Annotated in this window: 10 protein-coding genes; 3 read left to right on the top strand and 7 right to left on the bottom strand. The window is 46.6% G+C overall.

The features are described from left to right. Positions 1-14 precede the first annotated feature (14 nt). The 5 genes from QUA88_RS04475 to QUA88_RS04455 form a co-directional block, all read right to left on the bottom strand. Positions 15-2,813: a DNA methyltransferase gene (locus QUA88_RS04475; RefSeq protein ID WP_333270453.1), complete on the bottom strand. Its 2,799-nt coding sequence runs from the start codon at positions 2,811-2,813 to the stop codon at positions 15-17. 196 nt (positions 2,814-3,009) lie between these two features. Beyond that, on the bottom strand, positions 3,010-5,970 hold the full coding sequence (uvrA, locus tag QUA88_RS04470) for an excinuclease ABC subunit UvrA (RefSeq protein WP_333270450.1): 2,961 nt from the start codon (positions 5,968-5,970) through the stop codon (positions 3,010-3,012). 73 nt (positions 5,971-6,043) lie between these two features. Then, positions 6,044-6,487: a retroviral-like aspartic protease family protein gene (locus QUA88_RS04465; RefSeq protein WP_333270567.1), complete on the bottom strand. Its 444-nt coding sequence runs from the start codon at positions 6,485-6,487 to the stop codon at positions 6,044-6,046. Positions 6,488-6,608: 121 nt separating this feature from the next. Next, the gene (locus QUA88_RS04460) at positions 6,609-7,235 is read right to left on the bottom strand and encodes a 7-carboxy-7-deazaguanine synthase QueE (protein WP_333270447.1); all 627 of its coding nucleotides are present in this window, start codon (positions 7,233-7,235) and stop codon (positions 6,609-6,611) included. 222 nt (positions 7,236-7,457) lie between these two features. Beyond that, positions 7,458-8,156: a class I SAM-dependent methyltransferase gene (locus tag QUA88_RS04455; RefSeq protein ID WP_333270445.1), complete on the bottom strand. Its 699-nt coding sequence runs from the start codon at positions 8,154-8,156 to the stop codon at positions 7,458-7,460. Positions 8,157-9,334: 1,178 nt separating this feature from the next. Between QUA88_RS04455 and QUA88_RS04450 the strand changes: the two genes are divergently transcribed. Beyond that, positions 9,335-10,105 carry a hypothetical protein gene (locus tag QUA88_RS04450; protein ID WP_333053283.1) on the top strand — a complete coding sequence of 257 codons (771 nt, stop codon included), beginning with the start codon at positions 9,335-9,337 and terminating at the stop codon, positions 10,103-10,105. A 312-nt stretch (positions 10,106-10,417) separates the two neighbouring features. Then, the gene (locus QUA88_RS04445) at positions 10,418-10,864 is read left to right on the top strand and encodes a hypothetical protein (protein ID WP_333053284.1); all 447 of its coding nucleotides are present in this window, start codon (positions 10,418-10,420) and stop codon (positions 10,862-10,864) included. Positions 10,865-11,230: 366 nt separating this feature from the next. Here the strand turns inward: QUA88_RS04445 and QUA88_RS04440 are convergent, their stop codons facing one another. Together QUA88_RS04440 and QUA88_RS04435 are read right to left on the bottom strand one after the other, a co-directional pair. Then, positions 11,231-11,785, bottom strand: coding sequence for a cyclic nucleotide-binding domain-containing protein (locus tag QUA88_RS04440; RefSeq protein ID WP_333053285.1), 555 nt, complete (start codon positions 11,783-11,785; stop codon positions 11,231-11,233). A gap of 330 nt (positions 11,786-12,115) precedes the next feature. Further along, positions 12,116-13,099 (bottom strand): DUF1517 domain-containing protein, encoded by a 984-nt coding sequence (locus QUA88_RS04435; RefSeq protein ID WP_333053286.1) that lies wholly within the window; start codon positions 13,097-13,099, stop codon positions 12,116-12,118. 300 nt (positions 13,100-13,399) lie between these two features. Between QUA88_RS04435 and hemB the strand changes: the two genes are divergently transcribed. Continuing rightward, on the top strand, positions 13,400-14,383 hold the full coding sequence (gene hemB, locus QUA88_RS04430; protein WP_333053287.1) for a porphobilinogen synthase: 984 nt from the start codon (positions 13,400-13,402) through the stop codon (positions 14,381-14,383). The last annotated feature ends 580 nt before the right edge of the window (positions 14,384-14,963 follow it).

Genomic DNA, 14,963 nt, shown 5'->3' with positions numbered 1-14,963 from the left:
GTCGGTTTTGATGGCTAGATTTTACGTTTGGCAGACTTTTTTTGGGGCGTTTGCTGGGTGGTCATTTTGGTGTACAATTCAAACAGTTTTTCCAGGCGTTCGGTGTCGTTTTTGAAGCGGCGACCGATGTAGATTCGTTCCAGGATTTCGTCATTACGATCGTGCGCTTCCCTAACCAAAGGGAATTCGGTATCCATACGATCGCGATCGTACATATCGGCGATCGTGGCGGGGAAATAGTGCTCTCGCGCTAGCAGGATATCTTCGGCGCAGCGGGTGAGGTCGGCTTTGTTTTGGTCGGTGAGGGTGGGGACAGGGAAGGTGTTCCAGCCGAGGGTGTTTGTATAGGAGAAGTCTGTCCGCATTCTTGCACAAACCGTTGCCACCCATGCCAAATTAAGGCGTGAGCAAATGATTGAAAATGGCCACAAATCATTACCATTCATCGTGAAGGCTTTGTTGGATACAACTGTCCCAGATGGCAATACTCCTACTGGAAGATACGGTCGGTTTTCTGAGCTGATTACTGGAATACAAATAACAGGTGATCGGGGGATAGGTTTGCGTTCATCAAAGCGATGGGGCCAGTTAGCAGCTTTTACTGTCGCAGCCCTCTTGCTCTCCTTTCGGAAGCTCTGCACTCGCGCTATCCTTGCTGCTATCGAATCTTCTCTCCGCGCAACTTCAACCTGATCGTCCTCAATCCAAATGCAGTAGCGAGAACTCCCTGAAATAAGTTCTTGGGAACCGACAAATCTCTTAATAAATAAGCTTCGTGATTCCTGGCTTAGGTTAAGGGTTTCCAATTCGTCATATTCCAAAATAAGATGGCTGCCATCAGTGGGTGAGTTTCCACGGGACATCTCTGGAAGCCCCGATAGGCTTTTCGACGACGGGTAAACTATGACATCGGAGCCGGGTATCAGATACGGATTAATATTTCCGACATCCTTAACAATTGTTTTATGCTCCTCCGAAATAGAGTATAAAAGTCGGGAAGTTCCATACTGCCTGCTGATGCCCACAATAACAACGGTGACACCTGCATTGTGGCTGGCTAAGTTAGCCCATTTGAAAGACGTATAAGCGAACGTAATTTTATGATCCATCTCCAAGATTGGTTGCCACAAAATCGGAACTTGTTTTCCTTGAATAATTGAATTAGTTGACACAAATGCTGATGCAGCAATTGTTTGAGAACCAAAATCTGCTGCTTTCATAAACCAGCCAGCAACGTAATCTAGAGACTTCCAACCCTCCACTCTCCCATCAAAAATTTTGGACAAGTCGGACTTTTGTTCATCAGATTGCCATTTGCTACCAAGATAAGGCGGATTCCCGCAAATATAAGTTTCTCCGCCCTCGTTCTCAAAATCAATCTCCGCTACTTCCCGCATCTCGCCAAACAAATCCAAATCCTCGCGCTGCACCTTCACCCCCGCCCCCGTCGGCGGACAAAGACTCAACCAATCCAACCGCAACGCATTCCCACAGGTAATCCAGTTATCATCCTTCAGTGGCAAAAACTCCGCCAGCGCCAGCTTTGGCCCTCGATACATCACATCACATTGATACTCCGCAATAATCAACGCCAACCGCGCAATCTCACAGGAAAAGTGACGCAATTCAATTCCCCGAAAATTCGTCAGCGGAATCTCAGACTTGCGATCGGGCTCACCCCGAAGACGATTAATCTCCCACTCAATCTCGCGCATTTTCTTATACGCAATCACCAGAAAATTCCCCGATCCACAAGCCGGATCGAAAACCCGAATTCGCGCCATCCGTTGCCGCAAATTCAGCAGCTTGCGGGCATTCTCCCCCGCTGCCTCCAATTGCTCCCGCAAATCATCCAAAAACAGCGGATTCAATACTTTGAGGATATTCGGCACACTCGTATAGTGCATCCCCAACGCACCCCGCTCTTCATCATCCGCCACCGCCTGAATCATCGACCCGAAAATATCGGGATTAATCTTTGTCCAGTCCAGATTGCCAACATGAAGTAAGTACGATCGGGCAATCTTGCTAAAACGCGGCACCGCCACCCCACCCGAAAACAGCCCTCCATTCACATAGGGGAATCTATCAGCCCAATTGCGAATCTTCGCCGCCTCCCGATCCTTAAGCGGCGTACACATCGCCCGAAACATCTCCGACAGCACCTCGTGCGTATTCGACGAATCACTCGCACTCATTTGTTCGATCGTGGCAGTGAAGAGGGCATTGCTGTGAAAGATATTAGTATCTTCCGCAAAGAAACAGAAGATTAGTCGCGCCATGAAGTGATTTAACGCTTCCCGGCGATCGGCCTTGTCCCACTCCGGGTTCTCCTTCAGCAGCTCGACATACAGGCGGTTCAGACGCCCCGTAGCCTTGATATCAAAGGCATTCTCCCGGATCTGCTTGACTGTCGTAATGCCCGCCAAGGGCAGGAAAAAACCGAAATGGTTGTGAAAGTCCGGGTAATCGCAAGCGACTATCTCCCCATCAGCGAGGTTTTCCGCCTCAAAACTTTTGCCATCGGTGGCCAGGATAAACTTAACCTTATACCGAGCCGTCGCCGCACTATCCCGCAACGCCGTGAGGGTGTTTGTCACCTCGCCTTCCGGGCAAACCTTCACATGAATATTGTTACGCTGGAGCACGCCACCGAGATCCGATTGGTTGGAGCCACCGCTTTTGCTTTTGAGCCGCTTGAGAGTCGTCGGCTTGTTACCAAAGGCTTCGAGGAAGGCAAAGGGGAACTCTTCCGAGTCAAAGGGCGCTTCAGCGAGCCTGGAAACTGCTTCTTCGATTTCGACTGCATTCATAGTTCCACCATAGGTAGCTCAGGGGCGGTAGCTCAGAGGTTCCATTATCGCCTCTTAACGCAATTTTGGATTTTACCTTGATTTTCGATTATGGGGGTTGCGATCGCAGCGTTTTGGGGTGGAGGGCGATCGCCTACATCTTTCTTACTCCCCATCAGCATTTCCCTTCATCGAAGGTTAGGTGCTTTAGTGAGAATTAACTAACGGCTACAGCCTCCCCCAAAGGATGCTGCTGCAAAACCGCTTGCAAATACTTCCCAGTATAAGAACGAGGATTTGCCGCCACCTCCTCCGGCGTCCCCGCCACAATAATTTCGCCGCCCTTATCTCCCCCTTCAGGCCCTAAATCGATCGCCCAATCGCAGCACCGAATCACATCTAAATTGTGTTCGATTACCAAAATTGAATTCCCCTTATCCACCAATCTTTGCAGCACATTTAACAAATGGTGAACATCATAAAACGACAAACCAGTCGTCGGTTCATCAATCAAATAAAGCGTCTTCCCAGTAGCGCGGCGCGACAGTTCCGTTGCCAATTTTACCCGCTGCGCTTCGCCCCCAGAAAGCGTCGGCGCCGGCTGTCCCAACTGAATGTAACCCAAACCAACATCAACCAAAGTTTGCAGTCTAGCGCCCGCCCTGGGAATATTTTTAAACATTTCCAAAGATTCCTCCACAGTCATGTTCAAAACATCAGAAATCGACTTGCCTTTGTACTTCACTTGCAGGGTTTCCCGGTTATAGCGCGCACCTTTGCAAACCTCACACTGCACGTAAACATCGGGCAGAAAATTCATCGAAATCACGTTCACGCCTTGGCCGCCGCAAGCTTCGCACCTTCCTCCTTTGACGTTAAAAGAAAACTGCCCCGCTTTGTAACCTCTTGCCTTCGCTTCAATGCTTTCGGCAAACAAATCCCGAATCACATCAAAGACTCCCGTGTAAGTAGCGGGATTAGAGCGCGGAGTGCGGCCGATGGGAGATTGATCGATAACAATTACCTTATCAACCACATCATCGAGAGAGCGTTCCCCTTTAGTTTTGAGGGCGTCCATATCGGGCGGTAAAGGCACTTTTTTTGTGATATAATGTTGCAGCGACGGGTACAGCAATTCATTGATTAAAGTTGATTTTCCCGAACCGGAAACGCCTGTCACGCAGACGAGTTTTCCGAGGGGAATTTCCACATCGATATTTTTTAAATTGTTGCGCGTCGCATTGATGATTGAGAGAGCTTTGCCGTTGCCTTTTCTCCTTTCATTAGGGGTTTCAATTACTCGTTTTCCCGACAAATAAGCACCAGTCAAAGATTCCTCTGCCCTTAGCAAATTTTCTAAACTTCCTTCCGAGATGATTTTGCCGCCATGCACGCCAGCACCGGGCCCGATATCGACAATATGGTCTGCCGCTCGCATGGTCTCTTCATCGTGTTCTACGACAATCAAAGTATTGCCTAAATCGCGCAATTTTGTTAAGGTTTGCAGCAGGCGAAAGTTGTCTCTTTGGTGCAGTCCGATGCTGGGTTCATCCAAAACGTAGAGCACTCCTGTCAAACCAGAACCGATTTGAGTCGCCAGCCGAATTCGCTGGGCTTCTCCGCCAGAAAGCGTCATTGCGGCGCGGTCTAAAGTCAGGTAATCTAACCCGACATCGAGCAAAAATTGCAGCCTTGCTTTGATTTCTCTCAGGGCTAAATCGGATATTTGGAATTGCCGATCGCTCAATCCCAAATTATTGACTCGTTCGCGACATTCGCGAATAGAAATACTGGTTAAATCTACAATACCGTACTGTCCCAACCGCACCGAAAGCGCCTCGGGTTTCAAGCGTTTGCCGTGACAAACCTCGCAAGAGCGATCGACCCGATATTGTTCCAGCTTCTGCTTAATCAAATCAGAACCAGTATCGTCGTACTGGCGCTGCAACATGGAAATTACGCCATTAAAATCTCTCCTAAAATCAGTGTTGCCGTCGCGCTTTTTACTTTCTCCGCTGCGCTTTTGTTCATTGCCGTACAAAATTACCCGCTGGTGTTCGGGCTTTAATCGATACCAAGGAGTGTCGATATCAAACCCGCAAGTATCAGCAATACTGCAAAGCAAAGAGAGATAATAGGAATTGTCTTTGTCTGACCAAGGCGCGATCGCACAATAAAGAGGTGCTTTCTCATCGGGAACTACCAACTCCGGCGCAAAAGTCCGCAAACTCCCCAAACCGTGGCAGTTCGGACACGCGCCGTAGGGCGAATTAAAAGAAAATAACCTGGGTGAAAGTTCTTCCATTACTGCGCCGTGTTCGGGACAAGCAAAGTTTTCGGAAAATACGATCGGCCCCTGTGGTTCGGAATTTTCATCACTCGGTAACTCTTCAACTATCGCAATTCCCTCAGAATGGCGCAAACAAGTTGCCAGAGAATCAACTAAACGTTCTTCTAAACCGGGTTTTTTAATTAACCGATCGACAACTATCTCGATATTGTGCGTATGATTTTTATCTAATTCGATATTTTCCGAAAGTTCTAAAATTTCTCCGTTAACTTTGACGCGGATAAATCCTTCCGCAGCTAAACTCGACAATAATTTGCGGTGAGTGCCTTTTTTTCCGCGCACAACTGGTGCCAGAAGGTGAAAGCGAGTGCCGTCGGGAAGTGCCATGACTCGATCGCACATTTCATCAATTGTCTGCGGCGCAATGCAGCGATCGCAAATCGGACAGTGCGGTTCGCCGGCTCTGCCGTAGAGTAATCTGAGATAATCGTAAATTTCTGTAACAGTGCCAACAGTCGATCGCGGGTTGTGAGAAGTTGACTTTTGGTCGATCGAAATAGCCGGACTCAAGCCTTCGATCGCGTCCACATCCGGTTTGTCCAACTGTCCCAAAAACTGGCGCGCGTAGGCGCTGAGAGACTCGACGTAGCGGCGCTGTCCCTCGGCAAAAATTGTATCGAAAGCCAGGGAAGACTTACCAGAACCGGAGACGCCAGTAAAAACGATCAGGCGATCGCGCGGGAGTTCCAGATCGATATTTTTCAGGTTGTGCTGTCTCGCACCGCGAACCCGAATCGTATTTTGGTTGTGAGAGTGAGAATTCGTCACATTATGCCCGTTGCGGGATGCACTTGGCTGGCTGTTTGAGGTTTCGGCGCGTTGGGACATGAGAGTAGTGCAAAACAGTGCTTAACCATCTTAGCGCTGCCGATCGAATAGCTGGCATCCAAACTCAAGAATATCAAAGAATTGTCAAATAAGTTTCCGTCGGCCCGTCGGGCAAAACCTTCAATCTTTGATTTTTCAAATCCACTTCAATTCCCAGCGCTTCCATCGGAATCACCCCTAAAAGTGGAGTTTTCCCCTCTGGCAATTCCAAACACTCAAAAGTCCCTTCGCGGCCGCACAGAGAAATCTTGGCATCTTGAAAAATCCTCGCCTCACTAATACCCGTTGCAGTCTCAACAACCACTTGCTTGAGGATTTTCAAACCCAGTCGGGCGATGACATCTTTAGGCAAACACAAAGTTGTCGCGCCCGTATCCACCAAAACATTTTCTAGAGTAACAGACCTCACTTGCTCGATGGGAATCAGATTATCTTCTGCTTTCCCTTCATCCAGCCGATTCGTAATTACTAGGGTTGCGATCACTTTTCCCATTAGGGTTTCCGTAGTTGTTTCCATTACGTTCAAATTATCATAAATTGCTGCTTTAATTTTAGCACATATTTCCACATATTGTAGGGCGAGGCACTCCCCCTTCTGCACCGCCCACCTGACGAATAGCTCTGGCTAAATCATCAAATTATTGCACGCCAATAAATTTGTGAGTTTGCAAAGATAACCTGTAACTAGGATTCTGTTTTAGCAACTCCAAGATAATTGGAATCGATAAATTTTTGGAGTTCCATTCTGGCTGCAAGAAAACCGGAATATTCACATTATTTTCCAAATGCTTGTGATAAAATGCAACTTCTTCGCCAGTGCTAACCACCAACTTAATTTCATTTGCTCTAGTCCAGAAAAGCTCTTGCACCGGATATTTAGGATTGACGTGTTCCTTCGGAGAAAGAGTAATCCAAGCCTGCGGGGAAACATCCTGCCAGTAAGCACCCGAAGTTTCAATACTCACCTGCTTGTCAGCTTCTAACAAAGCTTCAACTAACTCAGGCAAATCCCGGTGTATAAAAGGTTCGCCACCAGTAATGACCACCCTCGGAGACTGCAATTGAGCGAGCAATTGTGCGATCGACTGCGGCACAGACGGCAAACCTTTGCCCCCATTTTCGTACCCTGTGTCACACCAAGGACACCGCACAGGGCAACCGGCCAATCTGATAAAATCAACTAAAGTCCCCGTCCAGTAACCTTCGCCTTGAACAGTACACTGAAAAGTTTCGTGAATTGGTAATTTTAGTTGTAAATTAGACACCCGAAGTTACGCCTCAAATCAATTAATTACGTTGTTTAGATATAATATTCTTAAATTGTTATTTCTTCGCGGTTTGCAGCAAATAAAAACAGTTCTGAACGCATAAACGGGGTTTATGAAAAAAAATATCCGTTTTATCTCAGAAGCTTCACTCAGAAATCGGGTTTCTTCATAGCTTTTGTATAAATCCTTATAAATCCATCACAAACCGCAAATAACTCTTTAATTATGCTGTTCAGGTTCCATCAAAGTAGCCCAACGGCGTTTCAGGGCCAAAGTCAGCCCGTCAGCAATGGGGACAACACTGAGAGTAACTCTGGGATCGTTACGCAATTTGTCGTTAAAAGTACGAATGGCGGTGGTGCTTTCGTCTTGTACTTGAGGATCAGCAACTCGTCCAGACCACAGAACATTGTCAATTACAATTAAACCGCCATTGCGTACAAGTTGCAGCGATCGCTCAAAATAAGCCTCATAATTTTCTTTATCGGCGTCGATGAAGGCAAAATCAAAGGTTCCTGCTTGTCCCTCGGCTATTAGTTTGTCGAGAGTAATTATTGCTGGGCCCAACTGCAAAGAAATCTTATTAGCCACGCCCGCAGCTTCCCAATAGCGTCGTGCGATCGTAGTATATTCCTCGCTGACATCGCAGGCAATAATTTGACCGTTAGGAGGCAGCGCTAAAGCTACGCACAGCGCACTATAACCAGTAAAAACGCCAATTTCTAAGGTTTTGGTCGCTCCCATAAGCTGCACCATGAGCTCCATAAACTGACCTTGTTCGGGAGCAATCTGCATCATCCCCATAGGATGTTTAGCCGTTTCTTCCCGTAGTGAAGCGAGAATATCTGGCTCCCGCAGAGAAATAGATAACAGATAATCGTAAAGTTGATGTTCTAGGCCAAGAGTTGAGTTCGCCATTGGTTTGTCCTTGCTGCTCACTTTTGATTTTAGATTTTAGACGCCCTGTTAATGGAAATCGGAGAATGTAGAGTTAATTTAGGCATCTATTTTGCTGTGGCTGAGGGCAGGTTGCAGTATCAGTGTCTCGGTTACACAGAGGCAACTTGCAAAACGCGCGCTCTACTTCCAAATCAGTTTATCTCAGCCACAGGTGATTTCGCAGCTCTAGAAAATAAAAATAGATAGAGGGGAGCGTTTTGAGATTCCTGCTTTTCTAGCACTAGCACCGCGTAACGCCGTTAGCGATACCAGTTCAAAAAATGAATGCAACTGTAGACAAGCTGGAAACCCATACATAATCAACTATTCCCCATCTCAAATCTCAAATCTCAAATGGTATGAGTTGGGGAGAATGTGATTTCATCCTGATTACTAAGGAATGAGAGTTAAATAACTTCCACTCTTGAAAGTGGGATGGGCGTCCCGCCCGTCATGAGTGGACGGGCGGGACGCCCATCCCACAATAACAACTAAAATTGTAAGTTATTTAATTCGCGATCCTAACTAGATGAACTGCGAAAAACATAAGTATGTCATTGCCAGTGAAATGAAGCAATCCCAAAGGTTGTGATTTGTTTACATTTTGTTACATTTTCAAGTTTGTTTGTGTCGCTCTACTTAATCGCCAATGAGTAATTATTGAGGACTTATATCATGTCCGATCGATTATCCCTAATACCGTAGGGGCGGGTTCACGAACAATATCTGCCAATAATTGACAATCTCAAAAACCCGCCCTTTTAATCGCTCCCAAACCAACAAACCGTTTCCTTTAACTATTATGGATTGGTTCAATCCCGTGTATGTTCTTGGAACAAACCAGGCGTTTGGAAACCCTTGTGTCCCAGAGTATTACTAATCACTAATAAACTGGGTTCAATAGGACGATTTCTTAACTGTCACAGCTTATTCCTCCACACCTAAACAACATACCCACAATCAAAACAACATTCCACGATTGAGGTAGAGCAAGTATTTGTGGGAAAAAACAGGTTTTTCGCCACTCTTGCCCTGCATTGTTACTCATAACTAATGAACCGGGATTAATAGGACGCTCACTTAACTGTCACAGTTTATTCCTCCATACCTAAACCACCTACCCACAATCAAAACAACATTCTACCAAGGCGATCGCTATGTATTACACTTTCGCAGGTTTTGGTGCCGCCACAGGCATATTTTTGCTGCTAGTTTTTGCCATTCTGCAATGGCTGCACGTCTCCGCCGGCAGTTTTATTGATTGGGTAATTGCCATTGCTATTTTTGAATGGCTGTTGCTGATAGTTACAGTTCCCTGGAATATCCATTTTGAAGCTAAAGAAGTTTTAGCGCAAGCCGCAGAATCGACTAAAAAAAACATTGCTGTCGATCGGGAACAACTCCAATACGTTACTGTATTAGTTAGCCGATCGCTCTTTGTGGCGATCGCACTTCACCTGTTTAGCGCGATCGCACTTTACGCCCTAGCCGCCGCCGGAATTAGTGCTATTGGCTATCTCAGTTCCGCTGCTGCACTGCTGTTAACTGTACTGCGTCCAGCTATCCGAGGTTATCAGTATTTAGCCCAGCGGCTGACAAGTATCCGCCGCCAATTTTTGCACCCCCGCGAAGATATTGTCGAACTCCGCAGCCGCTTTGCACAATTAGAATCTACAGTTAGAGACTTGACCGATCAATTAAGTTCCGACAATCCGAATTCGTGGGTGGCTGTCCAAAATCGGGAACGGGAAGCTATCAGAAGAGAACTAACTACTGTATCCGCATCTCTACAATCTTTGCAAGCGACAAATCAGGCAGAGCACACTAAACTGAGAAGAGATGCAGAAAGTGCGATCGCCCAACTCACCGATGACGGACAATTTCTCAACCACGTCCGCGAAATCATCCGCTTCTTTAAAGAATCGTAAAGTCTGTTGATAGTTGATAGTTGACAGTTGACAGTTGTCTGTTGACTGTTGTCATTAGTTACCAATGCCCGATGCCCGATGCCCAATTGAAAATTCCCTATCTTTAGATAGATGCCAAATAGTTGCAGATAGTTAAAGTTTTAATAAAAACACAATTTAGTCAGTCTTCAGGAAGATGCAATAAAGGTATTTTCCCTAACAGCAATTTTTCGCAAACTATAACCAAAGATAGTTTGTGAATGAGCTAGCTTGGGATTAATATTTAAACATAAGCCAAAGACCTTTTTTGAAAAGATAACTCAGGAATAAATCATGACTAATCGCCAACCAATACCCCCCAAAGAAGAAGTTAGCAAATCAACACCGGCCGACGAACAAATCGAAGCCAATATGGAAGCCCCCCACTACGACAGGGGCATTACTCCTGCGGAGACAGCAGCGCGGCAAGAACGGGAAGGCGCTAACTTCATGCACACAACCACCGAAGCGAAGCAGAAAAGTGCAAAAACTGATGACCAAACCGATGACGAAAGCATTCACACTACAGATGGTTATACAGTAGACAAAGAAGGTCTAGTTAACAATTACGCGATCGAACCGGAAATGTACATCAACGAACCGGGCGATTTGAGAGCAAAAGAAGAAGCCGAAGCCGCAGAACGCGCTCGAATTCTCGCAGAAATCAAAGATAAAAAAGGCGAGGAAGGAAAACTGACAATGGATGCAGACACCCGTGGCAAAGGGCCGGGCATTATCTAGATTGTGTGGTTGGTAGTTGCGTTTCAGCGCGCGAGGTTGCAACTACTGCAAAGCACAGAGGCGGGTTTTTATAGTTCCGGCAATTATCGATCGATATTTCCGGTAAAACCCGCCCCTATTTTGTTTTCCACATCTGTTTTTTGAGTTGAGATGTTACATCTTACATCTTGCACCAATCTCAATAATCCTTTTTTGGGCGGGCAGGATGCCCAACCCCTACTCCCCACAAGAAAACTCATTTTTTGTGGAACAGGCATCTTGCCTGTTCTTCAGAATGGTGCAAGATGTGAGTTACATCGTACATCTCTCAATTACCCTCTCAATCGGCCAGTTTTCACACCCAGCGCAAAAACCCCTTAAAATTCCTCAAGCTTTAACATTTTCCCTCAGCCAATTAAACTTAGCCTCAGCTAGCGCCAAATTTTCCAGAACGTTAGGATTGATATCCTCGCGTTCAAATTCTGGTTGATCTAATTCAATATTGCGACCATATTCTATATGTCGGATCGTACCGCGCATCCTGTCTGCCAGACACAGTGAAATTCCATAATAAAACCGGGAAGCAAAGCCCATATCGTTTTGAAGTTTGATGACTAACTGCCGCCTAGGAATTGCCAGCAAGTGAGTTTCTTCTATTGCCTTTACCGTTGCTAAAGGAGGGCGAGCGTCAATGAAAGAGACTTCTCCCACCAGTTCTCCGCTGGCTATTTTAGCGAGTTCTCTAGTCCGCTCAGCCTCGATTAAAACGCTCAAACTCCCCTTCAAAACAATGTAGAGCGCATCTATCTGCCTCCCTTCATGGATCAAAATCCCCCCCGGATCTAGAACTTCCTTTTTGCCTTTTTGAACGATCCAGTTGATATCGTCATTATTTAACTGGCTCAAAATAAAAAGTGCTTTTTTTCTGCTGCTGTCGGCCATAAGTTTTAGCTCTCGATCGCTTCTTCTTTATATAAAATTTAGATGGCGTGCGATCGCAACTTCTTCCGAAGCAGTCCTCGCTCAATAGAGTTTTTTTTATCTTGCCTAACTTCCTCGCAAAACCCATATCGGGCAGGCTTTGCCAATAGCAGATAAATCATGCTCAAGCATGATCTCTCAATACTAGCATTTGTTAAACAATCTTTTTTAATTCGATCGACCTCCCCAACCTCCCGCGAAATTCCCGTCTCAAAAGCAATTGGGTTAACCCGCCCAGCTTTGCTGCGGGATGGGGCGCGGCAGACAATGCTCCGCGCCCAGTCTTGCTCACTAAATCGATCGCAAATCAGGATAGCCGGCCAACATATCGTCAGCAGTCAGAGTGTCCCCGTTGGCTTGAGGAGTCCACAGCACCTCAACCGCCAGCAACTGCTCGCTCGATACTCCCCCAATCTGGCGCAAAGCTTGGCGCAAATCTTCAGAGTTTTTCACTGCTGGCAATTGCAATTTACCTTGAGTACCGACAATCACCGTCACCACAATAAATTCCCCAGGCTCTGAATTCAAATCAGAAGCAACCAGCGCCCCATTTTCCTGCAAACCTGGCAGGATATTGCTGCTCCCTGCTTGGCGGAGCTGATTGTTATAATTCGAGAGCGTTTCTTCAGTAAATTTACTGCGTTCTGCCAAAGAAAATTGATTAAACTTAGCTTCGGCTGCTTCCAAGCGAGTTTGCACAGATTCAGCGCCCGCGTAAACCCAGTATTCAGGATGCCGCAACAGCGCCAGAGTAGATTCTTGCAGCACTTGAGCGCGACCGGCTGCTGTATCGGTATCCGCTTTTTGCGCGAGGGCGTCGAGTTCAGCTTGCAAACCGCGGGCCTCTGCTAGCAAACCAACTTGCAAGCGGGCGACAGATACGGTGGTAGTGGCGGCGCTGTTGCCGAGTTCGTCAGTTCCGCCCCCGGCGCGGCGGAAGCTTTGGACGAGGAAATTAGCGATCGAAATAAAAATCAAAATCGAGAACAGGCCGCCAAACCCGCCCCCAAAGCCAAAAAACGGCAGCAAGAACGGGAAACCAAAGCCACCTCCAAAGCCACCACCCGGATAGTAGCCCCCTCCCGACGGCGCGTAAGTGCGACTAGGAGACGAGTAACTGCGCGCCGGAGCACTAAAAGATCCGCCCCCGATGCGTCCTCCGCTGCGGGCAGCCAGAGCTCCATCAGCGTTACCGAGGGCTAGCGTCAGTACCAGACCGATCGCAAATAGTGATTTCAAAAGCGGTTTCATCTTTGAAATTAGTTGCTTGTACATAAGACCGTTACTATTCGATACATTTATAATTTACAGTCTATCCTCGCGAATGGGCAGCCTGGTTATAGGTATGAAGCCAGCGAGATATCCGTACCAACCGATCCAACCACAGTTAGGCCTGAGTCTGCAAACGAGAAAAGCTAGAAAGGACTGGCATTCCTGACTGCGAACAAAGGACATCGCGGGTTTTACAGAAGTTTACTTATGTAAAGGGCGATCGGCCAACAATAAGCTCTAGACTTTTAAAGAAGCGCCACGAGTCCTAGAAAACAGGGCTTTATCTACCGTAAAAAAAACATTATGTTTCCAACTCACCGCCCCCGCCGCCTCCGCAACCATCCCCAACTCCGCCGGATGGTGCGCGAAAATATCTTGACAACCAGCGATTTAATTTACCCCCTATTTGCCGTACCGGGGGAAGCTTTTGCTAAAGAAGTCACATCGATGCCCGGAGTTTTCCAGCTATCGGTAGACAAAATAGTAGAAGAAGCAAAAGAAGTCTACGACCTCGGCATTCCGGCTATTATTTTATTCGGCATTCCCGCAGACAAAGATACCGACGCGACAGGTGCTTGGCACGACTGCGGCATCGTCCAAAAAGCGACGGAAGCAGTTAAAAAAGCCGTACCAGATTTAATCGTCATGGTCGATACTTGTCTGTGCGAATATACCACTCACGGTCACTGTGGCTATTTGGAAGTCGGAGATTTAAGCGGTCGCGTATTGAACGATCCCACACTAGAATTGCTGAAGAAAACCGCTGTTGCTCAAGCTAAAGCCGGTGCAGATATTATCGCCCCTTCGGGAATGATGGACGGTTTTGTCGGAGCAATTCGCGAAGGATTGGACTCCGCTGGATTTGAAGATATTCCCATCATGTCTTACGCGGCAAAATACGCCTCAGCTTATTATGGCCCATTCCGAGATGCAGCAGAGTCTGCCCCGCAATTTGGCGATCGACGCACCTATCAAATGGACCCCGGAAACGGCCGCGAAGCTCTGAAAGAAATTGCTCTCGACATTGCCGAAGGCGCAGATATGCTCATGGTTAAACCCGCTTTAGCTTACATGGACATCATCTGGCGCGTGAAGGAAGCAACTAACCTGCCAGTTGCTGCTTACAACGTTTCTGGGGAATATGCGATGGTGAAAGCCGCCGCCCTCAACGGTTGGATAGATGAAGAAAGAGTAGTGATGGAAACTTTGACAGGATTCAAGCGTGCTGGTTGTGATTTGATTTTGACTTATCACGCCAAAGACGCCGCCCGCTGGCTGCAAAACTGATTCATTTGATTTGAGATTAGAGATTAAAGAATTGACTCCACAGCACAATCTTCGGGTGTTCTTGTGGAGTCAACACCTCTCTCGATAGATGATTTTTGAGCAATTAGGCAAGACACAAGCTATCGCTTACCTATAAACGACGCCTCGAAACCGGGTTTTTACCGTTTCACTGGGCTGTAACTGAGATATTGTACCATTCTCAAGAACAGGCTTTCCGGCCTGTTCCACAAAGAGTGAATTTTCTTGTGGAACAGGCCGGAAAGCCTGTTCATAAAAAGCTTATTGACAATGGTACAACATTTCTGTTGTAACGAAGTATTGCTATGAAAAAACCCGGTTTCTCTGTAGACAAACTCCCAACCCCTTAAAAATCAGTCATTCCCATCTAAAATCTCTAATCTCAAATATCAAATGGTATGAGTTCTAAGTTGGGAATTTTGAGTCAAAGACTTTTTTTCAAAATTTACCCCAAAAAGTATTAACGATCACCGAAATTAGTTAGAAAATATGTATGAATAAAAATAGTTTTGTAAATGGGGAATTCAACCATTGATCGTTCCCAAGCAAAATTAACTTTCAC

This window comes from Microcoleus sp. D3_18_C2 (assembly GCF_036702395.1).
In the GTDB taxonomy this organism is placed as follows: Bacteria; Cyanobacteriota; Cyanobacteriia; order Cyanobacteriales; family Microcoleaceae; genus Microcoleus.
Note: the sequence above shows the minus strand (reverse complement) of the source record. Positions and strands in the feature narration are given on the sequence as shown.